Source organism: Methylosinus sp. C49 (assembly GCF_009936375.1).
Lineage (GTDB): Bacteria > Pseudomonadota > Alphaproteobacteria > Rhizobiales > Beijerinckiaceae > Methylosinus.
Window position 1 is genome coordinate 1,847,632 of record NZ_AP022332.1, and the last position, 25,247, is coordinate 1,872,878.

Below are 25,247 nucleotides of genomic sequence, written 5' to 3' on the forward strand. Positions count from 1 at the left end.
TCACGGCGTCAGCGCGGCGGCGCTCGGCGCAGGCTCCTCCTTCGCTTCTATGTCGCCCCTCGGCGCGTCATGCGCGGAGAGCGCCGAGCACAGCGCCGCGGCATTGTCCCATGTGCATGTGGTCGCGCCGATTCCGCGCGTGCATGTGCATCGGTAGAGCACGCCCGCGACGCATCGCGTGGCGCCCGAGTCGCTCGTCGATCGACAATCCTGGGCGGCGGCGGCGCTCGCGGCGATCACAATGGCGGCCGTGAGGCTCCTCATCGGATAGATCATGACGGATGCTCCGAAGATGTCGGCGGATCGACATCGGGCTATCTATCGCGTCGCCGAAGGGGTTCAATACGCGTCGACTCGTCGCGCCCGCGCCCGCGCGAATCGCGTTCCCCGACCATGCGAGAGGAGACGTCATGATTCGCGATTACGTCAGCCATGCCGCCAATGAGCGGACGTTTCTCGCATGGGTTCGCACCGGCATTGCGATCATGGCGCTCGGCTTCGTGATCGAGAAATTCGATCTTTTCGTGCATACGATCAGCATCACACTACCGGAGGTAGAGCGTGGTCCGATCTTGCGGCGGTTCGAAAAATTGTCGGGACCATTGACGAGCGGTGGAGGCGGCGGCCTTCTGGTGCTCGGGGGCGTTGCGCTGATCATCGTCGCAACCGTACGTTTCATCCGCACGCGGCGTCTCATCGCCGACGAGGCGCAGCATGGTTTCGACGCTGGCGTGTTCGAGCTCGTCGTTCTCGCCGCGCTGCTGCTGCTCGGCTCCGGATTCGTCGTCTATCTCGCGATCGGCTGACGCGACGCGACGATCCCGCTCTCTGTGACCGGTTCACCGACCATGCGTGCCCGTCGCGGGGAGGTCTTCCTCGAGCGGCGCGATCGGCGCCGGCGCCTCATGCTGCGGCGTGCGCCGCGGCCGGCCTTCCTGCTCGGCGCGGCGGAATTCCTCGTATCCCTCATAGATGGGCGCGAGCAGGCCGTTGCATTCCGAGCGATACAATTTCGTCTTGTGCATGAGCATCTCGACGATGCGCTCCTGCTCCTTCTGCAAATGCCGCAGGCGCATCGCCGTGACCGATTGCAGCTCCTCGAAGATGGAGCAGCTTCGCCGCTGCTTCTCCTCCTCGGAGAGAGAGGCCGTGTATTGCGTCTTGTGCATGAAGGACTGCGCCAGACGAAAGGCGGTGCTCATATTGCGGTCGTCGATTCCGTCCTGCGGCGGCGCGCCGAGGAAAATATGCTCGGCGATTCTCGGCGCCAGCGCGCGCATCGCATGCAGCGCGTCCTTGTCGGCCGGCGTCGCGAGATCATTGATGAAGTGGGTGACGCCCTTCTCTTGCTCGAATTGGACATCGGCGAGCCAGAGATCGGAGCCGGCGCGGCCAGAGCCGCGAAACAGCGACACGCTCTGAGTGCGCAATCCGCCGGTCGCCGAGATCAGCATGATGCCGGCGGCGCGCGTCGCCGTGCGGCGGCGTCCCGACGTATCGGGATCGGCAGGGGCCATGCGCTTGCTGACGGCGCGACGCAGCGCGCGCGCGGCCTTCTCGGCGCGCTGGCGCTCGGCCTCCACGCGCTGCTGCTCGCGCAGCTCGGCGAGCGCTTGCTCGCGCGCCGCCATCGCCTCCGCATCGATCGTCGACGTCTCCGCCTTGCTCGGCTTCGTCTTGCGTCGCGTATGCGCGATATAAGTGCCCACGCCGCTCCTCCGCAGAGCGCCCGGCCCATCGATCGCGATCCGCTGAAATGTCGCGAGTGTCCGAGGCGCAGGAGAAACGCTAGCGCCGAAGACGACGGCTTCGCGATTGTGGAGAATCCGCTTGTGGCCACCACGCAATCCCGCGCGGGGAGGGGAGCCGCGGGCCGGGCGGCGGCCGCGTCCATCGCATTGCGACGGCCGGGAAAGGCCGATATATTCCTATTTACCTAGTCATATTCATCAATTAAATTTCGTGGCGATTTTTCTTGCCGTCGGCGGAGCCGCCGCCGTGGCCATTCAGCGCGATGCGGAGCGTCACGAATGTCGAAATTGCTCTTTCTTCACAGATGGGTGGGCGTCATATTGGCGCTATTCATGCTCGTCTGGTTCTCCACCGGATTATCCATCGCCTTCATCGGCTCGCCGACGATCGACCGTGCGCAGAGGCTGGCGCATGCGCCGGCGCTTCTGCCGCAGGACGGCTGGCTCTCGCTGGGCGAGGCGCTGAGCGCCAGCGCCGCAGCGCGCGCGCAGGCCGTAAAGGCGAGGGGCGAGGCCGCCGGCGGCGGCATGGGACATGGCGGGGGAATGGGCGGCGGCGGCCATCATGCGCATGGCGGCGCCAAGGCGGAGCGCGGCCTCGCCGATGCCCGGCTGCAGCGCGTGGGCGACGAGCCGATCTGGCTGGTCGAGGACGACGCCGGCCGGCGCTTCGCCCTTTCTGCGACCAATGGCGCGCTCGTCGATTTCGATCCGCGAGCGGCGGAGCGAATCGCCCGCGACTGGCTCGGCGCATCCTCGCTGCTCTATCTCGACACGGTGGATGCGGCCATCGGCGTGCGCAACGCCGAGACGCTGAAGCCGTTTCATCGATTCGCGACGGGCGACGGCGCGGGCACGCAGATCATCGTCTCGGCGCGCACGGGCGAGGTCGCGCAAGTCTCGACGCGGGTCGAGCGCGCTTTCATCTACGCCGGCAATTGGCTGCATCTCTTCCGCTGGCTGGATGTGCTCGGCGCCGGCGAGTATCGTCGCGACGCGCTGACCTATGTCGGATTTTTCGCCGCCATCGGGGCCTTTACCGGCATCGTCATCGGCTGGATCAAATGGAAGCCGGGGTTTTTCGGCCGTCCGACCTATGCGCGCGGGCGCACGCAGCCCTATCGCGAGACCTGGCTGAAATATCATTTCTGGGCCGGACTCATCGGTGGCACTTTCGCCTTCTTCTGGGCGGCGAGCGGCTTTCTCTCCACCAATCCGGGGCAGATCTTCTCGCAGGCCACAGCGAGCCGCGAGGAGCTGGCGCGCTATCGCGGCGCCGCGCTTCCACAGGCTTTCGTCGACTGGCGGCCCTCGGACGCGCTCGGCCTCGCCGCTGACGTCGTCGAGCTCGCCTGGAGCTGTCTCGGCGAGGAGGCGCTGCTGCTCGCGCAATCGCGTGACGGCGCGCGCCGCGCCCTCGCCGTTCCGGGCGCCGTCGCCGGCCTCGGCGAGCAATCGATTCTCGCCGCCGCGACTCGGCTGAAGGAGGGCGTCGCCATCGCCGGCGCCGAGACGCTCGCCGACTATGATTCCTATTATTTCGCCAATCATCGGCAGACGGCGCTGGACAAGCCCTTGCCCGTGCTGCGCGTCGATTTCGTCGACGCCGAGCATACGTCTCTCTATGTCGATCCGACAGACGGCCGCCTGCTCGCGAAATTCGACACGAGCCGGCGCGTCTATCGCTGGGTCTATTCGGCCGTCCATCATTGGGATTTCGGCTGGTTCCGCAATCATTGGCTGTGGTGGGGCTGGATGGGCGTATGGGTCTCCTTCGGCGTCGCGCTCAGCGCCAGCGCCGTTGTGCTGGCGTGGCGGCGCCTACGGCGCTCCCTCCCCGTTCCCCAGGCCGCGAGCGGCGAAAGGCGCCCGAGGCGCGCCGCGCAAACCGCCTGACGGGCGAAGGCTCCGGCCGGAGCTCTCTATTTTCATCCTAGGGATAAGAGAAAATGCCCCGTCTCCGTGAGGAGGCGGGGCTTTTTTTTGCGCTCGCGCGCCACGCCTGTCGCTCCAGCACCGCAGGCGACGCCCGAAAGTCCGCCGCTCGCCGGCGAGGGCGAGCGTAGCTGTTGACGTGCCCTATAAAAACTACGTAGTCTATAGATATTGTAAGTAAGCGCGCCATCGGGGGGCGCTGTGTAGACCGTCGCTGCGGCCCCGCGAGGAGCCGCGGCGACGGGACATGGGGAAACAGTGGCGATGTCGAGAGCGAGCGGAGAAAAGAGAGAGTCGCGTGCGAATTTGTTGCGCAGCGTCGGCTTCGCTTCATTGGCGGCGGGGGGCGTTCTGGTCTTTGGAGCGGTCCCTGCGGCCGCGCAATCGGCGCCGATCCCCGATCCAACGATCGGCCAGTCCGGCGGCGCCGCGGTGAGCGCGCAGGTCGACGACGTCACCGTCACGGCGCGCAACCGCGAGGAAAAGGCCCAGGACGTTCCTCTGCCCGTCAGCGTCGTCGGCCCCAAGGCGGCCGAGCGCGAGCGTCTCGAGCGTCTGTCCGATTTTGCTGAAAAGGTCCCCAATTATCGTCCGAACATCTCCAACCCGCGCACCTCCGGCACTGCGATCCGAGGCGTCGCCGGCGGCACGGGCGCGTCATCGGGCGGCGCCGACGGCTCGGAGGCGTCGGTCGGCTATATCGTCGACGATGTTTTCTACACCCATGTCGGCTTTCAGTGGCAGGACTTCGTCGATCTGCAATCCTTCGAGGTGGCGCGCGGCCCGCAGGGCACGCTGCTCGGCAAGAACACGACGGTCGGCGCGGTCGTCATCCGCACGCAATTGCCAGCCTTCACGCGCTCGGCGACGATCGAGTCGTCTTTCGCCAATTACAATCGCTTCATCGAGAAGCTCAACGTCACCGGCCCGATCATCGACGACAAGCTCGCTTATCGCGTCACTTTCTATCTCGACAAGGGCGACGGCTGGATTCGCGACGCCGTCACCGGCGCGAGCTATCTCAACAATGATCGCTGGGGCGTGCGCGGCCAGCTCTATTATGTCGGCGACGAGATCACCAACCGGCTCATCTTCGACCGCTCCACCGCGCATGAATATAATAATTCCGGCAGCGGCGTGGTCGGCGATTCGGTTCCGCTCTTCGCCAATGGAACGCTCGGCGCTTCTTACGCGACGACGCTGGCCAATCGTCTCGGCAAGCCGATCCTCACCTATGATCCCTACGCGCGCTTCCAGACGCGCGTCGGCACGCTCGATCAGCGGACGATCGGCGTCTCCGACACATTCAATTGGAACATAGGCGAGAACACGCTCACCTCGATTTCCGCCTGGCGCGAGTTCCGCCTGCATCCGCGCAATTCGCTCGGCGAGCAGCTCACCGAGATCACTTCCAACGCCTATGACGTCACCGTCGATCAATTCTCGCAGGAGATTCGCCTCGCCTCGCCGAAAGAGCAGAGCTTCGAATGGCAGACCGGCCTCTACTCGCTCTATGAGCGCGTTTGGTCGCTCAATCATTTCGATTTCGGCTCCGACGCGGGAGGCTGGTTCAATCCGGGCAATACGGCGACGGCGATCGCGCGGCGCAATTCGCTGCTCAACGGTTTCAAGAATCATCGCGACGGCAAGGCGACGACCTTCAGCGTCGCGGCTTTCGGGCAGGGGACCTACCACATCGACGAGCAATGGGCGCTGACCTTCGGCCTGCGCGACACCTATGAGATTCGCGAAGGCTCGGTGTTCGCCTGGGAAGAGGCTTGGGGCGTCGGCCTCGATCCTGCTGTGGTGGACGCCGCGATCCGCGGCGGCGGCGGCGTCGGCTTCTACGACACCGGCGCGGTGAAGAAATATTTCAACTCGCTCTCCGGCCTCTTCAATCCGTCCTATCGCTACAATGAGAATATCCTCGTCTATGGCTCGGTGGCGCGCGGCGAAAAATCCGGCGCGACCAATACGGATGCGCAACCGATCCTCGACGACAAGGGCAACTTCAAGCAGTTTCAGCCCGTCATCACCAAGCCGGAGGTGTCCTGGGACTATGAGCTCGGCGTCAAGACCAATTGGCTCGACAATAAGCTCATCGTCAACGCCAATGTCTATTGGAACGATATTTTCAATTATCAGGCGCAGCTCGTGAACACCGACTATCGCGACAGCACCGGCCAGGTCCTGCGTCGCAACTATCTCGGCAACATCGGTCATGTGCGTTTGCGCGGCATAGAGCTTGACGCGCGCTGGAGCCCGGTCGAGCGGCTGTGGCTCACGCTCAACGGCGCCTATGCGGAAGCGCGCTACGTCAATTTCGACAAATCGCCGCCGCCGGCCGATTGGCTCTGGCCGACGGCGGCGGGGCAGCCGGCCGCGCCGGCGTCGCTCAATCGCGACAATTCGCGTTTCGAGAATTTCCCGCTGTGGTCGTTCAACGCCGGCGCCAACTACGAGCATCCGCTCGGCAAACTCTTCGCCGATGTCGGCGGCTGGGCCAACCGTCCCGTCACCGGAATCCTCTATGCGAATCTGTCCTGGCGCGACAAGCAGCGGCTCACCAATCCGTATTCCGTCTTCCAATATTGGCAGCCGGCCTATGCGCTGGTGAATGCGGGCCTGGGCCTGCGCGCGGATGACGAGAGCTGGCAGCTGATGATCTGGACGAAGAATCTCTTCGACCAGCGCTATGTCACCACTTGGAACCCGGGAACAGTCACCACCGCGGCGACCGCGACGCTGCCGGCGCAGCCGCGAACCTTCGGCGGCACGCTGACCGTCAAGCTCTATTGAAGTTTTGGCTGCTTTCGCTGCGCTCGCGTGGAGCGGCGCGCGTTCGAGGAGTGCAAATATGCGAAATATGAATGACAGGATTGGGCTGATCGGCGCCCTTGTTGGCGCCCTTGTCGGCGCGCTCGCGGCGGGCTCCGCCATCGCCGCCGATCTTCCTTCCGCCAAGGCGCCGCCCGCTCCGCTGGCGGCCCCGGCTCCCGCGTTCAGCTGGCAGGGGTTCTATGTCGGCGCCTATGCCGGCGCGCTGCTCGGCGAGGGGACCTTCGCCTATTTGCGCGACACACCCATTCGCGGCGCGGGCTTCCTCGGCGGCGGAACGCTCGGCTATAATTGGCAATGGACGCCGACGATCGTCCTCGGCCTCGAAGCCGATTTCGGCTATCGCGGGTCGCAAAATGCGGAGACGGTCGGCTGGAACACGCCGAGCGCCACGGAGACCGGCGTGTTCGGCACATTCCGCGGCCGTGCCGGCTACGCCTTCGCGCCGAAATGGCTCGTCTATGGAACGGCGGGCTTCGCCTATGGAACGGATTTCGCGCCGACCAGCTTCACCTCGGTCCTTCCGCTCACCGTCGGCCAGCTGAGCACGGGAACGACGGTGCGCGCCGGCTGGACCGCGGGCGCCGGCTTCGAATACGCTTGGTCGGACAAGATCTCGGTGAAGGGCGAATATCTCTACACGCAGCTCGCCGACTCGGGCGTCAGCTATTCCACTAATTTCGGCGCCGCGCCGATCAATGTGAAGAGCGCCGGCCATATCATGCGCGGCGGCGTCAATTATCATTTCACGACGCCGGCCGCTGCCACGGCCGCGCCGATCGTGACAAAATAGGCCGGATCCTCACCGAGTCCGCGGCCTCTTTGCGGCCGCGGGCGCCTCAATGAGCCGCCGTCGCGCCGCTCCATTCGGCGCCCAGCATGGCCATTACCGAAACGAGCAGCAAAAGGCCCGCGAGACGCGAGAGATTGCGGCTGGCCGTCGGCTCCGGCGTCCAGCGCCGCGCGCCATAGCTCGCTGCGCAGCCGAGCGCCGAGTAGAGCGTCAGGCACAAGAAGCTCGTGGTCCAGCCATAGACGAGCGCATGCCGCCAGAACGGCCCGGCTGCGGCGTCGAAAAACTGCGGCAGTATCGCGAAATAGAACAGAAGCCCCTTGGGATTGAGCAGGCTGGTGCCGACGCCGGCCGAGAAGGCCGCCCAATCCGTGCGGCCGGGGCCGCGGCTCAGCGTCTCGAAGCCGCCGTCCGAGCGTATGAGCCGAAAGGCCAGCCAGGAGAGATAGGCGACGCCGATATATTTGAGGCCGAGGAACAGCGCCGGAAAAGCCGCGAGGACGAGCTGAAAGCCGGCGGCCAACAGCAGGGTGAGCAACGTATAGCCGAATGCTATGCCGGCGGCGGAGAAGCAGCCTGCTCGCGCGCCGGAAGCCAGAGACCGGCCGAGCACATAGAGCATGTCCGGCCCCGGAACCGCGATGAGGCTGACCACCGTCGCCACGAAAAAGAGATAACGGCCGCTCATATCCTCGCACGCCTCCCGGAGCGACCCGCATGAGCCTCGCCGCGGGCTCCGACGTCAAGCCGCGACGCCGCTGGCGGTTGACAAAATTTCCCAAGGGCCGTTTGTGGACAGGAGCGGGCTGCTGCGCCACTGATCGAGGCGCCGGCAAGCGCGCGATTTGTCGCAGCGACGCGAAGGCCGCTTGCGGTCTCACGCCAAACTGCTCAAAACAGGCGCGCCCATCGCGGATGGATTTGTTTCCATTCGCGTTGCCGAGGCAGGGGTCAGGGTCGAACTCGCGAGAGAGGTTCCAGAAAGTGAGCAATGCGACAAAGGCGGAGCCGAGCCGCCGGGATATTTTGTTCCTCGCCACGGGGGCGGCGGCGACGGTCGCAGCGGGCGCCGCCGTATGGCCCTTGATCGCGCAGATGAATCCAGACGCTTCGACGCTGGCTCTGGCCTCGACGGAGCTCGACATCTCGGCCATTCCCGAGGGGCAGATCGTCACCGTCAAATGGCGCGGCAAGCCGGTCTTCGTGCGGCACCGCACCAAGCAGGAGATCGAGGCCGCGCAGAACGTCCCGCTCGCCGAGCTCCCCGATCCGCAGGCCGATTCGGCGCGCGTGCAGAAGCCGGAGTGGCTGGTCGTCGTCGGCGTCTGCACGCATTTGGGCTGCATTCCCACCGGCCATGAGGGCGAGTTCCACGGCTGGTTCTGCCCCTGCCACGGCTCCACCTACGACACCTCCGGCCGCATTCGCAGCGGTCCGGCTCCGAGCAATCTCGAAGTGCCCGATTACGCCTTCCTGAGCGACACCAAGATCAAGATCGGCTGATCGCGGCCCCCGTCGCCGTCCCAACCTCCGAGACGACATTCATGACCGGACATTCGACTTACACGCCGAAGAGCGGCTTTGCGCGCTGGCTCGAGCGGCGCCTGCCGATCCTCGGCTTCATCCACGAATCCTTCGTCGCCTATCCCGTTCCGAAGAATCTCAACTATCTTTGGACCTTCGGCGCGATCCTCTCCTTCATGCTGGTTGCGCAGATCGTGACCGGCATCGTTCTGGCGATGCATTACACGCCGGAGACGACGCTCGCCTTCGATTCGATCGAGCACATCATGCGCGATGTGAATTGGGGCTGGGCGCTGCGCTATGCGCACGCCAATGGCGCCTCCATGTTCTTCCTCGCCGTCTATATCCACATCTTCCGCGGCATGTATTACGGCTCCTACAAGGAGCCGCGCGAGGTGCTGTGGATTCTCGGCGTCGTGATCTTCATGCTGATGATGGCGACCGGCTTCCTGGGCTATGTGCTCCCCTGGGGGCAAATGTCCTTCTGGGCGGCGACGGTCATCACCAACCTCTTCACCGCTATTCCCTATGTGGGCAATTCCATCACCACCTGGCTGCTCGGCGGCTATTCGGTCGACAACGCCACGCTCAACCGCTTCTTCGCGCTGCATTATCTCCTGCCCTTCGTCATCGTGGCCATCGTCGGCCTGCATGTCTGGGCGCTGCATGTGACGGGGCAGAACAATCCGACCGGCGTCGAGGTGAAGGACATAAAGAAGGAGACCGTGCCCTTCACGCCCTATGCGACGCTGAAGGACGCTGTCGGCCTCGTCGTCTTCGTCGGGCTCTTCGCCTGGCTCACCTTCTTCGTGCCCAACTACACCGGCCATCCCGACAATTACATCGAGGCCAATCCGCTGGTGACGCCGCCGCATATCGTGCCGGAATGGTATTTCCTGCCCTTCTACGCGATCCTGCGCGCCATCCCCAACAAGCTCGTCGGCGTCATCGCGCTGTTTTCCTCCATCCTCATCGTGGCGGCGCTGCCCTGGCTCGACACGTCGAAGGTGCGCTCGGGCGTCTATCGTCCGACCTTCAAGAAGTTCTACTGGGTCTTCGTCTTCGTGTCGGTCGGCCTCGGCTATCTCGGCGCGCAGCCGGCGGAGGGCGTCTATCTCATCGCCGCCCGCATATTGATGGCCTATTACTTCCTGCACTTCCTCGTCGTGCTGCCGCTGCTCGGCAAATATGAGCAGACCCTGCCGGAGCCGCGGTCGATCGCCGCTTCTCTCGGCGAGGCCGCCACGGAGGAGAAGCCCCATGCATGACGCGCGACAGAGAGCATCGATCATGAAATCGATCATTATGGCGGCGGCCCTGGCCAGCGCGGCGGGCGTCGCTGTGGCCGAGGAGGGCGGCGCGCATTCGCAGCCCAAGCCGCCGCGGCAGGAATGGAGCTTCGCCGGCGCCTTCGGCCATTACGAAAATGCGCAGCTGCGCCGCGGCTACAAGGTCTATAGGGAGGTCTGCTCGAGCTGCCACTCGATCTCGCGCCTCGCCTTCCGCAATTTCGCCGAGAAGGGCGGGCCGGAGATCTCCGAGGCGGAGGCCAAGGCGCTGGCCGAGAGCTATAAGATCAAGGACGGCCCCAACGACGCCGGCGATTATTTCGAGCGTCCCGGCCGGCTCAGCGACCGCGTGCCGCCGCCCTTCCCCAATGAGCAGGCGGCGCGGGCGGCGCTCAACGGCGCCTATCCGCCGGACATGTCGGTTCTCGCCAAGGCGCGCGGCTATTCGCGCGGCTTCCCGCTGTTCCTCGCCGACGCTTTGCCCGGCTTCTCCTATCAGGAGCATGGCGTCGATTATATCGTCGCTCTGCTCACCGGCTATGTGGATGCGCCGCAGGGCGTCGAGCTGGCGCCTGGCCAATATTACAACCTCTACATGCCCGGCCGCCGCACCGGCATGCCGCCGCCGCTCTCGGACGGCGCCGTGACCTATGATGACGGAACGCCGCAGACGACGGCCCAATATGCGAAGGATGTGAGCGCTTTCCTGATGTGGGCCGCCGAGCCGCATCTCGAGGAGCGCAAGTCGATCGGCCTGAAGGTGGTCGGCTTCCTGATCGTTCTGTCCTTCCTGGTGTATTTCACCAAGCGCAAGATCTGGGCGAACGTCCACCATTGACGCGACACGGCGACGCGATCCAAAGAGACCGCGTCGCCGCTCACCCTTGCAGAAACGCCCGCACGCCATCGGCCACGAATTGCACGGCGAGGGCGGCGAGCAGAACGCCCAGCAATCGCGTCAGCACGACATTGGCCGCCGTGCCGAAGAATTGCGCCACCTCTCCCGCGATCAGGCAGAAGATCAGACAAATCGCCATTATCGCGGCGATCACCGCGATCAGGCTCGCGATGAGCGGCACGTCGCCATGCGCGTCGCCGGCGAGCAGCACGGTCGCGGTGATGGCGCCGGGGCCGGCCATCAGCGGTATGGCCAGCGGATAGGCGGCGATATTGTGCACATGCTCGGCGAGGGCCTTTTCCGCCGCCTTGGAGTCGCGCTGAATGCGCACGCCGAACACCATTTCCGAGGCGATCGAGAACAGCAGAAATCCCCCGGCGATGCGGAACGCCGGGATGGAGATGCCCATCGCCGCGAGCAGCCGCTGGCCGATCAGCGCCGATCCCGCCAGAATTGCGAGCGCATAGACGCTGGCGCGAAAGGCGATGATGCGCTTCGTCCGCGCCTCGAGCCCCGATGTCGCGGCGACGAAGACCGGCGCGAGGCCGAGCGGCTCCACGACGACGAGCAGCGTCACAAAGGCCGAGACGAGATAGTCGAGATCCATCCCGGCCTCCGGCGGGCGGGCGAGCGTCGCGGAGGCAGATAGCGCGCGGGGGGCGATGCGCCAGCAGGCGCTCCTGCCGCGCTCTCGCTCGCGAGCCGAAGCCTGCGCCGCCGATTGTTCGCGCCCCGCCACTCTGCTAAGACGCAGACCTCCACGAGGGAAAGGGCCGCGGACGAGAGGATGCTCTTTTACGAACCGCTGTTCCTGTTTCTCTTCGCGCCCGCGGTCTATGGCCTCTATCTGCTCGTCGGCGGCGATCGCGGCGCGCGTCTCGCCATTCTGCTCGCGGCGAGCCTTTTCTTCTACGCCTGGAGCGAGCCGCTCTTCGTCTTCGTCGTGCTCGGCTCCGCTTTCGCCGACGTCTTCATCGCGCGCCGCATAGCCGCGCTTCCGCTGGAGGAAAAAACGCGCAAGCTCTGGCTCGCGCTCGGCGTCTCCGCCAATCTCGGACTGCTCGTCTATTTCAAATATGCGGGCTTCCTCGTCGCCAATCTCGATGTGATCTTGCGCGCGCTCACCATGCCGGGGCTCGCCTTCGCGTCGGTCGCGCTGCCGATCGGCGTCTCCTTCATCGTCTTCGAGAAGATCACCTTTCTCGTCGATGTGCATCGCGGGGTGACAAAGCCGGCGCAGAGCCTTTCGCTCTACGCTTTCTATGTGTTCTTCTTTCCGAAGCTCCTCGCCGGGCCGATCGTGAAATATCACGATATCGCCGAGCAATTGGCGCGCTTTCGCCATGCGACCAGCGAGGATTTCACGGAGGGTTTCGCGCGCTTCATGCTCGGCGTCGGCAAGAAGCTGCTCATCGCCGACACGCTCGCCGGCGGCGCCGATCTCGTCTTCTCGCAAGACGCGTCGCGCATCGGCTTTCTCGACGCATGGGCGGGCGTGCTGTTCTTCACCTTCCAGATCTATTTCGATTTCTCCGGCTATTCCGACATGGCGATCGGCCTCGCGCGCATGTTCGGCTTTCGACTGCAGGAGAATTTCGACATGCCCTATGTGGCGGCGAGCGTCAGTGAATTCTGGCGCCGCTGGCACATGTCGCTCACCTCCTGGATTCGCGACTATCTCTACATTCCGCTCGGCGGCAATCGGCGCGGCGAAGCGCGCACGCAGGTCAATCTCTGGCTCTGCTTTCTCGCCTCGGGCCTGTGGCACGGCGCGGCTTGGACCTATGTCGCCTGGGGCGCCTATAACGGCCTCTTCCTGGTGCTCGATCGGCTGTTCCTGCTCGATTGGCTGAAGCGCCGCCCGGTCTTCCTCGCCAATCTCCTCACTTTCATCGTCGTGACGATCGGCTGGACCGTGTTTCGCGCTTATTCCCTCGAGCAGGCGGGCGCCTTTTACGCCGCGATGGCGCGGCCTTTCGCGGGCGGCGCCGAGCCGGTCGTCATCCCCGCCTATCACTTCGTCGCGCTCGCCATTGCAGCCGCGATCTGTCTTTCGCAGCGGCTCTATCTCTCCTTCGGCGACAGGCTCTCCGCGAGCCTGCTGGCGCAGCGTCACGCCTTCGCGCTCAACGCTTTTCTCGCGCTGCTCTTCGTCTGCGCGGTCGGCAAGGGCCTCGCCGATCCGTTCAAGCCCTTCATCTATTTCCGGTTCTGACGATGCGCCGCTCGCTTCTGCATCGCTCGCCCATCTACGCCGCCGCCGGCGCCGTCCTGTTCTTCTTTCTCGCGAGCCTTTGGAATTACGCGGTCGAGCGCGACTATCCAAAATTGCGGCTGCGCAGCGCAAATCCGCTCGCCGGCGTCGCCAAGCCGGCGCCGACAGAGGTTTCGCTCGAGAAAATCCTCTCCGGCGAGATGCAGAAGAGCTTCTCCGACAATCTCGCGCAATCGCTGCCGGTGTTTCCTTTCGCCGTGCGCGCGCGCAATCAGCTGCTCTATTCGCTGTTCGGGGCCTCGGGAGCGAGTGGCCTCGTCATTGGGCGCGACGCGCAATTGTTCGAGCGTTTCTATATCGATGAATTCTGCCGCCGCGATGCGCCGCCGAGCGAGCCGACGCTGACGCGCTGGGCGCAGCGCGTCGTCGAGAACGAGGCCGCCGCCCATGCGCGCGGAAAAGGTTTCGCCTATGTGATTTCGCCGTCCAAGGCCTCGCAATATCCGCAATATTTTCCCGCCGGTATGAAATGCCCGGCGCAGGCGCGCGGAACCATCGACAAGCTCGGGCCCTATCGCGCGGCGCTAGAAGCGCGCGGCCTTCGCTTCGTGGATTCGCCGGCGCTGCTCGAGGCGCGAAAAAAAGATTTCGACATCGACTTCTTTCCGCGCGGCGGCACGCATTGGAATCTGCTCGGCGCCGCGTTGGCGACGCGCGAGGCGACACGCCTCATCGGCGCGGACGCAGGCCTCGGCCTCTTCGATTTCGATTTCGATTGGCGTCGCAGCGATGTCGCTTTGGGAACGGATCGCGATCTGCTCGATCTGCTCAATCTTCTCTGGCCCGATCCGCATTATCCCGTCGCGACCATTTTGCGCGCGCCCGCCGCCGAAACCCAATGCGCGCGCCCTCCGAAGCTGCTCGCGCTCGGCGGCAGCTTCGTGCGCGAGATCATCGTCTCGCTCGCCGCGGCGCCGTGTCCGCCGCAGATCGATTATTGGTTCTCCATGCGGCTCGCCAATGACGATTTCGATCTCGTCCGTTATCACACCGCGCCCGGCGAGACCGGCAATGGCGAGCGGCGACCGGCCGATCTCGCTGAATTGCGCGCCAGCGCGGAAGAGGCCGACGCCATTCTGCTCGAGGAGAACGAGGCCAATATCGGCACGCTGAGCCAGGTGGAAAATCTCTGGCGCGCGCTGCATCCGGCGGAAGTGGCGAAGTAGCGAATAGTAAGAAGCTCTACTCGCTGCTCGCCGATCAAGAGGCCGCCGCGCGTCCCGCCATGCGCGCATATTCGCCGAAGACGATCTCGCGGCCATAGGCGCGCTCCAAGCGCCGCACGGTGAAATGGCCGCGCGCCAGCGACTGGAAATGCCGTGTGAAGGCGATATTGACCGCCGCCCCGCCCAGAGCGCCGAGCACGGGCGCCGCCTGCGCCGCGGCTTTTTGCGAGACGACGACGCCGAAGCGCGTCGAAATTTGCGCGATGAGCCGCGCCAGCACCGGCGCCGTCTCGTCGGCGACCGCGGTCGCGGCGACATAATGCGCGGCGTCGCTCACCGTTTTGGCGAGCAGGCCGCGAATGGCGAGATAGCCGCCCTCGAGGATGTTGCCTTCCTCCGCATGGCCGCCGAGCGCGAAGACCTGCAGACAGGCGATCGTCGCCTCTGGATCGGCGAGGTCCTCGCCCTCGTTGCGGGCGATGTGGGCGATCGAGCGCAGCATGATGACGGTGGAGACCGGCAGCTCGATCGGCAGGCTGGCGAGGCCGATCGCGCCGCCGATCGCGCCGCTCGCCGCGGCGAGGCGCAGATGCAGCCGCGAGGCGTCGCGCGCCGGGGCGGCGGGATCGAGGCTCGAGATGGCGACGCGCAGGGCCGATTTGATGCCGCGGCGGGTCGCGCTCGCGGCCACTTCCTGCAAGGCTGTAGGAATGATGCGGCCGGCGAAGCCGATCTGCCGTCCGGCCAGCGCGGTGAGCCGCTCGGCGAAGCTCTCGCGCTCCAGAATCTCGACCGCCGCTCGCAGAGCGGCGCGGTCGGCCTCCGTCATCGGCCGCTCGATCACGACGGGAAGTGCCTGCGACACGCTTGCTTTTCCTCTCCGATCGCACCCGCCCCGGCCGCTAAGATCGGATGAAAAAGCCCGTGCTGCAAGGGCGAGCGCGGCCCTGTGCGGGGACGCACTTTCAGAAGGCCCGCACCGTCCTTATGTGACGGCGAAGCACAAGACGGGCTTTCGAAAGCGCCGCGCATGTTTTCCCGCAGAGGGCGGGGGCGCGGCGACAAAGGGGAGGTGGCTATGACGAATTATCTGAAGACTCTCTTTCGCGTGGCGGCCGCGCCGGTCGGCGTCGCGGCTCTGTTGGCGACGCTCGCGCCGGTCTCCGCCTCGGCGCATGGCCGCGCCGGCGTGCTGGAATGCAAGCTCTCCGGCGACAAGGTCGCCATCGTCGTCGAGGAACGGACGGTTGATTGCCTCTTCGAGGATGAGAGCGGCGCGCCGCCGGTCCATTATGTCGGCAGCGTCACCAATGTCGGCGCGGTGATCGGCGTCGGCGGTCCGGGCGAGCTCGCTTGGGGCGTTGTGGCGGCCAGCGGCGCGACGGGGCCGGGCGCTCTCGCCGGCGATTATGTCGGCGCGCATGGCTCTTTCGCGCTGGGCGTCGGCGGCGGCGGCTCGGTTCTCGTCGGCGGCTCCAATGACACTGTGACGCTGCAGCCGATTTCGGTCGAGGCGAATACGGGCCTCATTCTTTCGGCCGGCGTCGGCCATCTCAGCCTGCGCTACGCGCCGGAGCCGGCCGGTCGCCACGGCCGCCCTCACGGCCGTTTCTGCCACCGTCATCATCACCACCACCACCACCACCACCACCACCACCATCACCATCATCACCACTGAGGGTGAGACGGAGCGGCGTGGGCGCCTTTCGGGCGCTCACGCGAAATCGATGATGCTGTCGGTCGGAAAGTCGTAGAGCTTGCCGGTCTCGCTCCAATCCGGGCGGCACAGAGCGACGAGCTTGGGCGCGAGATCTTCCGGCGTGCGCAGCGTCATCGGATCTTCGCCCGGCATTGCGGCGGCGCGCATCTGCGTGCGCAGCGGGCCGGGATTGGCGAGCATCACCTTCACTTGTGAGGTGTTCTGCGTCTCGGCGGCGTAAGTGCGGCCGAGCGCGTTCAGCGCCGCTTTGGTGACGGCGTAAGGCCCCCAATAGGGCTTGATGCGATGCGCCGCGCCGGAGGTGACGAACACCGCGCGTCCGGCGTCCGACGAGCGTAAGAGAACGTCCATCGCGCGAATGAGGCGCCAATTGGCGGTGACATTCACGTCGAAGAGACGGCTCCATTGCGGCGGATCGACATGCGGCAGCGGCGTCACCGGGCCGAGCAGGCCGGCGTTGCCGACCAGAATGTCGAGCTTCTTCCAGCGCTCGTGAATGCAGGCGCCGAGCCGGTCGAGATTGTCGAATTCGGTGACGTCGAGCGGGACGATGGTCGCCTGGCCGCCGAAGCCGGTGATCTCGTCATAGAGGAATTCCAGCGCGCCTTGCCCGCGCGCCAGCGCGACGACATGCGCGCCCTCGCGTGCGAGAGCGACGGCGAGCGCGCGGCCAATGCCGCGCGAGGCGCCGGTGACGAGGGCGACGCGGCCTTCCAGTGTCATGCGAAAATATCCTTCAGCGCGAGGTCGAGGCCCGGCGGATCGAGCCTAATCGACCCTTCGGTCACGGTCTCTTCCCGCATCGCCGCCGCGCCGTCACGGTGGCAATGCGTCACGGCGCGGCGGGCGAGATCGACGATGAGATAATGGGCGAGGCTCGCCACACGGAAATAGCCCTTCCGTTTCACGCGCTCGTCGCTCGTGTCGGACGAGAGTCCGAGAACGGTGACGACGACGATAGGGGCGGGGGCGAGCATGTCTTCCGTGGCGACGGGAGCGCCGCAATTCACCAGAATGTCCGGCTCATAGACGTTATGGGCGTCCACTGCGACGCCCAGGCCGCCGGCATAGGCCTCGCAGGGCGCCCCGGCGCGGACCAGAGCCTGCGCGATCACGCGCCAGATCTTACCCTTGGCCGCCACATGCTCGGACGGCTCGCGCGGCAGAGGAATGATCTCGCCATCGACGAGCTCATAACGGCCTTCCTCATGCCGTTCCGTCCAGGCGAGGAAGTCCGCTATCGTCATCGGCTCGCGGGCGGGCGCTGTCATGAGCGCCTATCTAGCACGGAGCAGGCGAAACACGAGGGTCAGATTATTGGCCGGCATTTCCACGATGCGCGGCTCGGAAAACCCGTTTTTCTGCGCGCAGGCGATCACCGTCTCAATGTCGCGCACGCCCCAGGCGGGATTGCTCGCGCGCAGGCTCGCGTCGAACTCCTCATTGCTCGGCGCCGTATGGGCGCCGCCGCGCTTATAGGGGCCGTAGAGGCACACCGGCGCGCCCTCCGGCAGCATCGCCGCCGCCGTGGCGAAGAGGCTCTCCGTCGACTCCCAAGGCGAGATATGGATCATGTTGATGCAGACGATCGCGTCGGCCTTTGTGATAGGCCAGGGCTGCTGCGTCGCATCCAGCGCGAGCGGCGCGCGGAGATTGGGAAGCCCCATCGCTGCAACCCAGGCGGCGACGCTCTCCCGCGCTCTCTCGTCGCGATCCGTGGGCTGGAAGACGAGTCCCGGCAGTTGCATCGCAAAATGCGCGGAATGCTCGCCCGTGCCGCTGGCGATCTCTAGCACGAGCCCTTCCGCCGGCAGCTCCTCGCGCAGCACGTCGAGGATCGGCCCGCGATTGCGCGCGGCGGCGGGGGCGTAGAGGCGCTTGTCGTCTGCTTCCGGCGTCATCGGGGGCCTTTCTGATCGCGACGAAGCAAGAGCGGGGCCGCGCCGTCGCGGCCCCGATGTCATCAGGCATACACGAAGGAGCAATAGGGGCAAACAAACAGCAAAGTTCGAGCTAAGCTCATGAGGAGAGCAACAAAAATGAAGAGACGTCTCTTGGCCTCGGCGGCTTTCGCCGGCGCTTTCGGCATTGCGCCTCATGCCGCCATGGCGCAATCGGCGACCAATATCGCCAACGCCAATCTCCTCTCCGGCTTCAGCCTGCTCGGCAACACGCCGGCCGGCGTCACTGTGCTCGATCAAAATCTCGCCACGGCGATCGGCATCAACAATAATTCTTCCGCGGCGGTGCGGGCGCAGGCGATTTCCGACAATACGATCGCCGCGCTCGTCGGCTCCATGCAGAACGGCATGTCGGTGGCGGACGGCCTCGGCTCCAATCTCTTCGCGACCTTTGCGACGAAGAATTCCGTCGCGCCGAATTACACGGCGACCACCCTCTCGGCGAATTTCTCCAGCCTCTTCACCCAGATCAACACGCTCATCACAGCGGGCGACTCCGCCTTCACCAAGAATTATTTCGCCAATGGCAGCACGGATGGCAATCCGGCGCATCAGGCGGTCGGCGTCTCGCTGCCGGCGGGCGGCCAGTTCAATGTCTATGACAAGGCCTATAATCCGCTGCCCGCCAACGCCAATACGGTGGGCGACAGCCGTCCGGCGCAGGTGGCGCCGACGCAGATTCAGACCTTCGTCGCCAATGACTATTTCGGCGTCAGCACCAATTCCGCCACGGCGATCCTGCCGACGCTCAAGAGCAACGCCTCCTTCCCGAGCGGCCATTCGACCTACGGCTTCACCTCGAGCCTGCTGCTCGCGATCATGGTTCCCGAGCGCTATCAGCAGCTCATTACGCGCGGCGCCGAATTCGGCAACAGCCGCATCGTGCTCGGCGCGCATTATCCGCTGGATGTGATCGGCGCGCGCATCCAGACCTATTATGATCTGGTGCAGATATTGAACGGCAATCCCGATTACGCCAATCGGACGGTTCCGGGCCTGCTCGGCGGAACCATCACCACGACCAGTGACTTCCCGGCGCTCTTTGCCGCCGCGCAGAGCGATCTTCGCGCGCTGCTGGGCACATGCTCCGGAGGGATCGCCGCTTGCGCGACGACATCGGCGACCGACCGCTTCAGCAGCATTTCGACGGACAAGGCCAATTACACCTATTGGCTGACCTATGGACTCTCGCCGGTCGGCGCGACCAATCTCGCGCCGGTGGTTCCCGTCGGCGCGGAAGTGCTGATCGCCAGCCGCTTTCCCTATCTCACCACCGCGCAGCTGCGCGATGTGCTGGCGACGACGGAGCTCGCCTCCGGCCAGCCGCTCGACGACGGCTCCGGCTATGCGCGGCTCAATCTCTTCGCCGCGGCGGATGGCTATGGCTCCTTCGGCTCGCAAGTCTCAGTGACGATGAATGCGGCGCTCGGCGGCTTCAACGCGAGCGATTCCTGGAACAATGACATTTCCGGCGCCGGCGGCCTCACATTGAACGGAACCGGCCGTCTGAAGCTCACCGGAGCCGACACTTACGCCGGTCCCACCATCGTCAATGGCGGCACGCTGGAGATCGCCGGCTCCATCGTCTCGGCGAGCGCGGTGAATGCGGGCGGAACGCTGGCCGGCGCCGGAACGGTCGGCAATGTCACGGTGAATTCGGGCGGAACGCTTGCGCCGGGCGCCGTCGACGCCATCGGAACGCTGACAGTGAAGGGGGCACTCGCCTTCCAGCCGGGCTCGATCTATTCGGTGCGCGCGACGCCTCTGCTCGCGGATCGGACCAATGTCACGGGGACGGCCGCGCTCAACGGCTCGGTGAATGTTCTCGCCGGCTCCGGCCTCTATCTGCCGAGCACGTCCTACACCATCCTCAGCGCCCAGGGCGGCGTGTCGGGGAGCTTCTCCAGCGTCGGAACCAATCTCGCCTTTCTGACGCCGCGGCTCGGCTATGACGCCAATAATGTCTATCTGAGCTTGAACCGCAATGATCTCGCCTTCGGCGCGGTGGCGGCGACCGCTAATCAGCGCGCCGTGGGCAATGCCTTGACGGCGGCGAGCGTCGGGCCTTATGGCGCGGCGGGCGCGAGCCTGTTCAACACGCTCTATCTGCAGACGGCGCAGGGCGCGCAAGCGAGCTTCGACACGCTGAGCGGCGCTGGCCTCGCAGGCGCGCAATCGACGGCGATCCATGTCGGCGCGCTGGCGAGCTCGGCGATCGCCGATCAGGCCGCCTTCTGGCGCTCCGGCGAGATGAGCGACGTCACCGGAATCACCTCGCGCGAGAGCGTCGCCGGCGCGCTCAACTATACGAAGCTCGAATCGCGCAAAGGCCCGATCGTCGTGAAGAGCCCTCCGGTCTTCACCCGCACCTGGCGCGCCTGGGGCTCCTTCTTCGGCGGCGCGGTGGACACCTCGGCGGACGCCGGCCTCGGCGCGCCTTCCGCCAAGGCCAATTATTATGGCGGAATCATCGGCCTCGATTATCAGATCGATCCCGATTGGCTCCTCGGCGTCGCGGCGGGCGGCAGCTCATCGAATTTCTCCGTCGCATCGCAGCAGAGCAGCGGCGAAATCACCGCTTTCCACGGCGGCGTCTATACGAGCCGCCTCTTCGGCCGCTCCTATGTCGAATTGAGCGAGACGTTCAGCGTCTTCCAGAATTCGACGACGCGCACGGCCGGCGGCTTCGGCTTTCTGCCCTATGACAAGCTCACGGCGGATTTCTCCTCGCGCGAATATCGCACGCGCGGCGAGATCGGCCATGGCTATGACATCGGCCGCGTGAAGCTGACGCCCTTCGCCGCGGCGGAGGTCGCCTTCTACGAATCCGACGCCTTCACCGAGAAGGGCCTCAATCCCGCGAGCCCGCTGGCGCTGACGAACAGAGGCCAGTCGACGACCTCGCTGCCGACCTTCCTCGGCCTGCGCTTCTCCGACAGCTTCCGCCTCGACAATGGCTGGCGCGTCACGCCCACGGGCAGCGTCGCTTGGGTGCACGAGTTCTTCCCGCAGCGGCGCATGACCAATACGCTGGTCGCGTTGCCGGGAGCGAGCTTCTCGGTCTTCGGCCCGCGGGAAGCCTATAATCTCGCGCAGATCAAGGCCGGCGCGCAGCTCTATCTCGAGGATAGGCTGGCGCTCTTCGTCGATTTCCAGGGCGAGTTCTCGGATCTGACGCGTAGCTATGGCGGCAAGGGCGGGCTGAAATATAGCTGGTGAGGCGAGGGTGCCGCTCCCGAGTTTGTCGGGAGCGGCGATTTGTTCGCCAGCAGCTCACTCATTCCAAGGATTCGTCACCTCGACATCGAGATCGGCGAAATCGCGCAGATTGCGTGTCACGAGCCGCGCGCGATGGGCGAGAGCAATGCCGGCGATCTGTGTGTCGCGGTGGTCGACGGTCGTTCCATTGCGGCGGCGTGCGGCCGCGAGCCGGCCGGCCGCCTCGGCGGCCTTCAAGTCGAAAGGCGCTATGCGGTCGCCGAATGTCGATTCCGTCAGCCGGGCGAGCGCAGCGGCGAGTTCCGCCTTCCTGCGGCTCGGGTCGAGAAGCTCCAAGCCAAAGCGCAGCTCCATCACGGAAATAGTTGATATCCAGACCGAAGAGAAAGGATGGCGATCGAGCCACGCCAGGACCAATGGATGCGGTCTCGCTTTCACGAGTTCCGAGACGACATTCGTGTCGAGCAGAATCAATCGAATTCGGCCGGCCGCGCCGCTTCGCGGAGCTCAAAAACGCTCGCCTCGTCATCGGAGAAGCCGAATTCGGAGAATTGCGCAGAGAGGCGAGAGGCCCATCCATAGTCTTCGGCCCCTTGGCCGCCGACTGCCGCCTCTATGATGCGGCGCGCCTCTTCCTCCATGCTGCGCCCATGCTCCGACGCTCGGCGCCGAAGCTTTTGCTTCACGTCGTCGGCGAGATTGCGTACGAGCAGCTGAGCCATGCGGAACGTCCAGACGATATCAATGATATCATAGCGCGGCCCACACAGGCGTCAATTCATTCCGCTCAGCTCGCCTCCGCCAGCAGCGACAGCTGCGTGCGCACGCGCTCTTCGGTGACATCGGTGAGAGTCGTCGGATAGTCGCCCGTGAAGCAATGATCGGTGAATTGCGGCCGCACGGGATCTCGCTTCTCCTCGCCCATGGCGCGGTAGATGCCGTTGATCGACAGAAAGGCGAGGCTGTCCGAGCCGATATATTGCCGCATCTCCTCGAGCGTATGTGTCGCGGCGAGCAGCTTCTCCTTCTGCGGCGTGTCGATCCCGTAATAATCGGGATTGGTGATCGGCGGCGAGGAGATGAGGAAATGCACCTCGCGCGCGCCGGCGTCGCGCATCATCTGCACGATCTTCACCGAGGTGGTGCCGCGCACGATCGAATCGTCGATGAGGATCACGCGCTTGCCGGCGACGACGGAGCGATTGGCGCTGTGCTTCAAGCGCACGCCGATCTCGCGCACGGACTGAGTCGGCTGGATGAAGGTGCGGCCGACATAATGATTGCGGATGATGCCGAGCTCGAAGGGAATGCCCGACTCGCGCGCATAGCCGAGCGCCGCCGGCACGCCGGAATCGGGCACGGGCACGACAACGTCCGCCTCGATCCTCCGCTCGCGGGCGAGCTCCACGCCCATGGCCTTGCGCACCTCATAGACGGGCCGGCCGTGGACGATGGAGTCGGGACGCGCGAAATAGATATATTCGAAGATGCAGGGACGCATCGCCTGCGGCGGGAAAGGCTTGACGCTCTCCAGTCCTTCCTCCGAGATGACGACGACCTCGCCATTCTCGACGTCGCGGACGAAGCGGGCGCCGATGATGTCCAGCGCGCAGGTCTCCGAGGCGAGAATATATTTGCCGTCCAGCTCGCCGATGACGAGCGGACGAATGCCGAGCGGATCGCGCGCGCCGATCAGCTTCTTGTTGGAGAGCACGACGAGCGCATAGGCGCCCTCTATGGAGCGCAGCGCCTCGATGAAGCGCTCGACCAGCCGCGTCTTGCGGCTGCGCGCCACGAGATGGAGAATCACCTCCGTGTCGGAGGTCGATTGGAAGATCGCGCCTTCCTCGATCAGATCGCGGCGCAGCGTATGGGCGTTGGTCAGATTGCCATTGTGGCCGATGGCGAAGCCGCCCGTGTTGAGCTCGGCGAACAGCGGCTGCACATTGCGCAGGATCGTCTCGCCGGTGGTGGCGTAGCGGACATGGCCGATCGCCGAATTGCCGGGCAGGCGCTTGATCGTGCTCTCATGCGAGAAATGATCGCCGACGAGGCCGAGGCGGCGCTCCGAGTTGAAGCGCTTGCCGTCGAAGGCGACGATGCCCGCCGCTTCCTGTCCGCGATGCTGCAGGGCGTGCAGCCCGAGCGCGGTCAGAACCGTCGCCTCTGGATGATCGAATATGCCGAAGACGCCGCAATATTCGCGGAGCCGGTCGCCGTCGAGATCATCGTCGGACATGGTCGACATGGAAGGACGTTCGCCGCCGCCGCCCAGGTCAGAACCGTTCATTCGTCGCTTCTCCTCAGGCGTCGTCATGTCGACGCGTTACGCTCACCGCGCTTTTCGCCCCGAGACCAGGGCGTCGAGCTTTTGCTGGTCGTTCGAGCCATATGTGGCGACGGACGGCCGATTTGTAAGATCGCCGCGCTTTTCGGGCGCGGTCTCGGCGTCGCTCTTGCCGGCGTCGCCGTCGGACTCGGCCGGCGGCTCTTCCGCGCCGACGCCCTTCTTCGTCTTGATCTTGGCGACCAGCCCCTCGATGTCGTCCGGCAGATATTCCCGCAGCTTGTCGCCGGAGGCCTGCAGCACCGGCTTGGTGCGGGCGTTCTTGATCCACTCCGGCTGGCTCGCGTCCGGGACGAGCCAAGCATAGAACAGAAAGGCCACCACGGCGAGCAGCAAGCCGCGCGCCGCGCCGAAGAGGAAGCCCAGCGTGCGGTCCAGCGCGCCGATCTTGGAGTCGAGAATGACGTCCGAGAGCTTCACAGTGAACAAGGACACGACCACCAGCGTTGCGAAGAACACGACCGCGGCCGCCGCGAGGTTTCGGATGTTTTCCTTCGGCAGATAGGTCGCCAGATATGGCGAAACGAAGTGATACAAATAATATGCCGCGGCGGCAGCCGCCACCCAGGACAAAATGGCCAGCACCTCGCGCGTGAAGCCGCGCAGCAGCGCGAGCAGGCCCGAGACCAGCACCACTATGGTGACGGCGAGATCGAGATAGGACGGCATGTGCAAGGCCTCTCGTGTTTCGTCTTTTCTAGAGCGCGGTCGCGCGCCCTATACGTGAATCCCTTGGGTCGCGCTCGGCCTCGGGCGGCGCTCGCGAGCGCCGCCGCCGAAGCTCGAGGCCGGCGCGTTCGTCGTCGCCGTCGGAATCTCGGCGCAGAGTATAAGGGAGCGGCCCAAATTCGTCACGTCCCGGCGCGGGCGGCGCCGTTTGTCCACAAGCGCGCGCGATGCGCGCTACAAACCCCGCGATTGCGGCATTTGCGAGAAGGGTGGCGCGGTAGGCGTGCGGAGAAAGCGGGGCGGCCGCGCGCGCTCAGGCGGCGCGGCGTATCTCCCCAAGAGTGGAGGCGGCGATCATCAGCGCCATGCCGTGCAGGCGGGCCTCGTCGCGGCCCTGCCAGCGGCGCAAGATAACGCGGAAGAGCTCGTCCATCACCGTCTCGTCTATGGCCTCGAGCGAGCGCTCTTCTATATTGGCGCGGCGGGCGAGCAGAACGAGATCGTTGCGGGCGTCGCGCGCCATGAGCGGCTCGCCCTCGAGCAGGCTGCGCCACATGCGGCAATGCTGCCGTCCCAGAGCGTCCCACATCTGTCGACGTCCTCGAAACCAGGCCTCGTAGACACTGAATATTCGATCCGCGACTAATGGCTCACTCCAGCGGGCGATTTCTCTGCTCGTCTCCGCAAATTCCCGAGATTGCATTGGTCGGCCTCGTGGAAACTTGAAAAACGCGTGATTCGCTGAATGAAATCATTATTGCGCGTGGTTAATTTTCTGCAACCATCCCCGCCGGGCGCTGCACCGATTATTCTGCGTCTACGTCGTCATTCCTGTGATGTTTGTTGAGGTAGACAAGTAAAA

General features: G+C 65.1%; 24 protein-coding genes. 11 read left to right on the forward strand and 13 right to left on the reverse strand.

What is annotated here, in order from left to right; genetic code table 11:
- Positions 1-276 carry a hypothetical protein gene (locus GYH34_RS08935; RefSeq protein ID WP_161913274.1) on the reverse strand — a complete coding sequence of 92 codons (276 nt, stop codon included), beginning with the start codon at positions 274-276 and terminating at the stop codon, positions 1-3.
- 134 nt (positions 277-410) lie between these two features.
- Between GYH34_RS08935 and GYH34_RS08940 the strand changes: the two genes are divergently transcribed.
- Positions 411-806, forward strand: a complete 396-nt coding sequence (locus GYH34_RS08940; protein ID WP_161913275.1) for a DUF202 domain-containing protein — start codon at positions 411-413, stop codon at positions 804-806.
- Positions 807-839: 33 nt separating this feature from the next.
- Here GYH34_RS08940 and GYH34_RS08945 read toward each other — a convergent pair whose 3' ends face one another.
- Positions 840-1,709 carry a hypothetical protein gene (locus GYH34_RS08945; RefSeq protein ID WP_161913276.1) on the reverse strand — a complete coding sequence of 290 codons (870 nt, stop codon included), beginning with the start codon at positions 1,707-1,709 and terminating at the stop codon, positions 840-842.
- Between the two features lie 321 nt (positions 1,710-2,030).
- Here GYH34_RS08945 and GYH34_RS08950 point away from each other — a divergent pair, with 321 nt between their 5' ends.
- The 3 genes from GYH34_RS08950 (at position 2,031) to GYH34_RS08960 (ending at position 7,317) form a co-directional block, all read left to right on the forward strand.
- Positions 2,031-3,647: a PepSY domain-containing protein gene (locus tag GYH34_RS08950; protein WP_161913277.1), complete on the forward strand. Its 1,617-nt coding sequence runs from the start codon at positions 2,031-2,033 to the stop codon at positions 3,645-3,647.
- A gap of 345 nt (positions 3,648-3,992) precedes the next feature.
- Positions 3,993-6,485 carry a TonB-dependent receptor gene (locus tag GYH34_RS08955; RefSeq protein WP_244635329.1) on the forward strand — a complete coding sequence of 831 codons (2,493 nt, stop codon included), beginning with the start codon at positions 3,993-3,995 and terminating at the stop codon, positions 6,483-6,485.
- A 58-nt stretch (positions 6,486-6,543) separates the two neighbouring features.
- Positions 6,544-7,317, forward strand: coding sequence for an outer membrane beta-barrel protein (locus GYH34_RS08960; protein ID WP_244635330.1), 774 nt, complete (start codon positions 6,544-6,546; stop codon positions 7,315-7,317).
- Positions 7,318-7,363: 46 nt separating this feature from the next.
- On the opposite strand, the gene GYH34_RS08965 is transcribed toward GYH34_RS08960, so the two are convergent.
- On the reverse strand, positions 7,364-8,005 hold the full coding sequence (locus tag GYH34_RS08965) for a LysE family translocator (RefSeq protein ID WP_161913279.1): 642 nt from the start codon (positions 8,003-8,005) through the stop codon (positions 7,364-7,366).
- 296 nt (positions 8,006-8,301) lie between these two features.
- On the opposite strand from GYH34_RS08965, the gene petA reads away from it, so the two are divergent.
- Genes petA through GYH34_RS08980 form a run of 3 tightly spaced genes read left to right on the forward strand, consistent with a single transcriptional unit; the run spans position 8,302 to position 10,968 of the window.
- The gene (petA, locus tag GYH34_RS08970; protein WP_161913280.1) at positions 8,302-8,820 is read left to right on the forward strand and encodes a ubiquinol-cytochrome c reductase iron-sulfur subunit; all 519 of its coding nucleotides are present in this window, start codon (positions 8,302-8,304) and stop codon (positions 8,818-8,820) included.
- Between the two features lie 41 nt (positions 8,821-8,861).
- A complete protein-coding gene (locus GYH34_RS08975; protein ID WP_161913281.1) occupies positions 8,862-10,109 on the forward strand; it encodes a cytochrome b/b6 in 1,248 nt (415 codons plus the stop codon).
- Positions 10,110-10,131: 22 nt separating this feature from the next.
- A complete protein-coding gene (locus GYH34_RS08980) occupies positions 10,132-10,968 on the forward strand; it encodes a cytochrome c1 (protein ID WP_244635331.1) in 837 nt (278 codons plus the stop codon).
- 40 nt (positions 10,969-11,008) lie between these two features.
- On the opposite strand, the gene GYH34_RS08985 is transcribed toward GYH34_RS08980, so the two are convergent.
- Positions 11,009-11,635: a MarC family protein gene (locus GYH34_RS08985; RefSeq protein WP_161913283.1), complete on the reverse strand. Its 627-nt coding sequence runs from the start codon at positions 11,633-11,635 to the stop codon at positions 11,009-11,011.
- A 180-nt stretch (positions 11,636-11,815) separates the two neighbouring features.
- Here GYH34_RS08985 and GYH34_RS08990 point away from each other — a divergent pair, with 180 nt between their 5' ends.
- Both GYH34_RS08990 and GYH34_RS08995 read left to right on the forward strand, forming a co-directional pair.
- A complete protein-coding gene (locus GYH34_RS08990; protein WP_161913284.1) occupies positions 11,816-13,243 on the forward strand; it encodes an MBOAT family O-acyltransferase in 1,428 nt (475 codons plus the stop codon).
- Positions 13,244-13,245: 2 nt separating this feature from the next.
- Positions 13,246-14,469, forward strand: a complete 1,224-nt coding sequence (locus GYH34_RS08995; protein WP_161913285.1) for an alginate O-acetyltransferase — start codon at positions 13,246-13,248, stop codon at positions 14,467-14,469.
- 34 nt (positions 14,470-14,503) lie between these two features.
- Here GYH34_RS08995 and GYH34_RS09000 read toward each other — a convergent pair whose 3' ends face one another.
- Positions 14,504-15,298, reverse strand: coding sequence for an EcsC family protein (locus tag GYH34_RS09000; RefSeq protein WP_174242443.1), 795 nt, complete (start codon positions 15,296-15,298; stop codon positions 14,504-14,506).
- A 249-nt stretch (positions 15,299-15,547) separates the two neighbouring features.
- Between GYH34_RS09000 and GYH34_RS09005 the strand changes: the two genes are divergently transcribed.
- Positions 15,548-16,147, forward strand: coding sequence for a DUF992 domain-containing protein (locus tag GYH34_RS09005; protein WP_161913286.1), 600 nt, complete (start codon positions 15,548-15,550; stop codon positions 16,145-16,147).
- 36 nt (positions 16,148-16,183) lie between these two features.
- On the opposite strand, the gene GYH34_RS09010 is transcribed toward GYH34_RS09005, so the two are convergent.
- From GYH34_RS09010 to GYH34_RS09020, 3 genes are read right to left on the reverse strand one after another with little or no spacing between them, the layout of a single operon-like run.
- Positions 16,184-16,912, reverse strand: coding sequence for an SDR family NAD(P)-dependent oxidoreductase (locus GYH34_RS09010; protein ID WP_161913287.1), 729 nt, complete (start codon positions 16,910-16,912; stop codon positions 16,184-16,186).
- Positions 16,909-17,460 (reverse strand): Uma2 family endonuclease, encoded by a 552-nt coding sequence (locus GYH34_RS09015; protein ID WP_161913288.1) that lies wholly within the window; start codon positions 17,458-17,460, stop codon positions 16,909-16,911. Before GYH34_RS09015 ends, GYH34_RS09010 begins: the two co-directional genes overlap by 4 nt.
- Before the next feature lie 6 nt (positions 17,461-17,466).
- Positions 17,467-18,090 carry a DUF938 domain-containing protein gene (locus GYH34_RS09020; protein ID WP_161913289.1) on the reverse strand — a complete coding sequence of 208 codons (624 nt, stop codon included), beginning with the start codon at positions 18,088-18,090 and terminating at the stop codon, positions 17,467-17,469.
- 138 nt (positions 18,091-18,228) lie between these two features.
- On the opposite strand from GYH34_RS09020, the gene GYH34_RS09025 reads away from it, so the two are divergent.
- Positions 18,229-21,369, forward strand: coding sequence for an autotransporter domain-containing protein (locus GYH34_RS09025; RefSeq protein WP_161913290.1), 3,141 nt, complete (start codon positions 18,229-18,231; stop codon positions 21,367-21,369).
- 54 nt (positions 21,370-21,423) lie between these two features.
- On the opposite strand, the gene GYH34_RS09030 is transcribed toward GYH34_RS09025, so the two are convergent.
- The 5 genes from GYH34_RS09030 to GYH34_RS09050 all read right to left on the reverse strand — a co-directional run bounded on the left by GYH34_RS09030 (position 21,424) and on the right by GYH34_RS09050 (position 24,974).
- The gene (locus GYH34_RS09030; RefSeq protein ID WP_161913291.1) at positions 21,424-21,843 is read right to left on the reverse strand and encodes a type II toxin-antitoxin system VapC family toxin; all 420 of its coding nucleotides are present in this window, start codon (positions 21,841-21,843) and stop codon (positions 21,424-21,426) included.
- Positions 21,840-22,091: a toxin-antitoxin system gene (locus GYH34_RS09035; RefSeq protein ID WP_108917441.1), complete on the reverse strand. Its 252-nt coding sequence runs from the start codon at positions 22,089-22,091 to the stop codon at positions 21,840-21,842. Before GYH34_RS09035 ends, GYH34_RS09030 begins: the two co-directional genes overlap by 4 nt.
- A gap of 65 nt (positions 22,092-22,156) precedes the next feature.
- Positions 22,157-23,617: an amidophosphoribosyltransferase gene (purF, locus tag GYH34_RS09040; RefSeq protein ID WP_161914954.1), complete on the reverse strand. Its 1,461-nt coding sequence runs from the start codon at positions 23,615-23,617 to the stop codon at positions 22,157-22,159.
- An 84-nt stretch (positions 23,618-23,701) separates the two neighbouring features.
- Complete coding sequence (locus GYH34_RS09045; protein ID WP_018266270.1) at positions 23,702-24,385, reverse strand: CvpA family protein; 684 nt, start codon at positions 24,383-24,385, stop codon at positions 23,702-23,704.
- Between the two features lie 313 nt (positions 24,386-24,698).
- On the reverse strand, positions 24,699-24,974 hold the full coding sequence (locus GYH34_RS09050; protein WP_024880626.1) for a hypothetical protein: 276 nt from the start codon (positions 24,972-24,974) through the stop codon (positions 24,699-24,701).
- Positions 24,975-25,247 lie beyond the last annotated feature (273 nt).

Bases quoted from the DNA above. Each gene is read 5' to 3' on its own strand.
- GYH34_RS08985 (WP_161913283.1), bottom strand. From the start codon at position 11,635: ATGGATCTCGACTATCTCGTCTCGGCCTTTGTGACGCTGCTCGTCGTC.
- GYH34_RS09020 (WP_161913289.1), bottom strand. From the start codon at position 18,090: ATGACGCCGGAAGCAGACGACAAGCGCCTCTACGCCCCCGCCGCCGCG.
- GYH34_RS08980 (WP_244635331.1), top strand. From the start codon at position 10,132: ATGAAATCGATCATTATGGCGGCGGCCCTGGCCAGCGCGGCGGGCGTC.
- GYH34_RS09035 (WP_108917441.1), bottom strand. From the start codon at position 22,091: ATGGCTCAGCTGCTCGTACGCAATCTCGCCGACGACGTGAAGCAAAAG.
- GYH34_RS08975 (WP_161913281.1), top strand. From the start codon at position 8,862: ATGACCGGACATTCGACTTACACGCCGAAGAGCGGCTTTGCGCGCTGG.
- GYH34_RS08950 (WP_161913277.1), top strand. From the start codon at position 2,031: ATGTCGAAATTGCTCTTTCTTCACAGATGGGTGGGCGTCATATTGGCG.
- GYH34_RS09010 (WP_161913287.1), bottom strand. From the start codon at position 16,912: ATGACACTGGAAGGCCGCGTCGCCCTCGTCACCGGCGCCTCGCGCGGC.
- GYH34_RS09005 (WP_161913286.1), top strand. From the start codon at position 15,548: ATGACGAATTATCTGAAGACTCTCTTTCGCGTGGCGGCCGCGCCGGTC.
- GYH34_RS09050 (WP_024880626.1), bottom strand. From the start codon at position 24,974: ATGTGGGACGCTCTGGGACGGCAGCATTGCCGCATGTGGCGCAGCCTG.
- GYH34_RS08965 (WP_161913279.1), bottom strand. From the start codon at position 8,005: ATGAGCGGCCGTTATCTCTTTTTCGTGGCGACGGTGGTCAGCCTCATC.
- GYH34_RS08960 (WP_244635330.1), top strand. From the start codon at position 6,544: ATGCGAAATATGAATGACAGGATTGGGCTGATCGGCGCCCTTGTTGGC.
- GYH34_RS09025 (WP_161913290.1), top strand. From the start codon at position 18,229: ATGAAGAGACGTCTCTTGGCCTCGGCGGCTTTCGCCGGCGCTTTCGGC.
- GYH34_RS09000 (WP_174242443.1), bottom strand. From the start codon at position 15,298: ATGACGGAGGCCGACCGCGCCGCTCTGCGAGCGGCGGTCGAGATTCTG.
- GYH34_RS09015 (WP_161913288.1), bottom strand. From the start codon at position 17,460: ATGACAGCGCCCGCCCGCGAGCCGATGACGATAGCGGACTTCCTCGCC.
- purF (WP_161914954.1), bottom strand. From the start codon at position 23,617: ATGTCGACCATGTCCGACGATGATCTCGACGGCGACCGGCTCCGCGAA.
- GYH34_RS08995 (WP_161913285.1), top strand. From the start codon at position 13,246: ATGCGCCGCTCGCTTCTGCATCGCTCGCCCATCTACGCCGCCGCCGGC.
- GYH34_RS08935 (WP_161913274.1), bottom strand. From the start codon at position 276: ATGATCTATCCGATGAGGAGCCTCACGGCCGCCATTGTGATCGCCGCG.
- GYH34_RS09045 (WP_018266270.1), bottom strand. From the start codon at position 24,385: ATGCCGTCCTATCTCGATCTCGCCGTCACCATAGTGGTGCTGGTCTCG.
- GYH34_RS08990 (WP_161913284.1), top strand. From the start codon at position 11,816: ATGCTCTTTTACGAACCGCTGTTCCTGTTTCTCTTCGCGCCCGCGGTC.
- GYH34_RS08940 (WP_161913275.1), top strand. From the start codon at position 411: ATGATTCGCGATTACGTCAGCCATGCCGCCAATGAGCGGACGTTTCTC.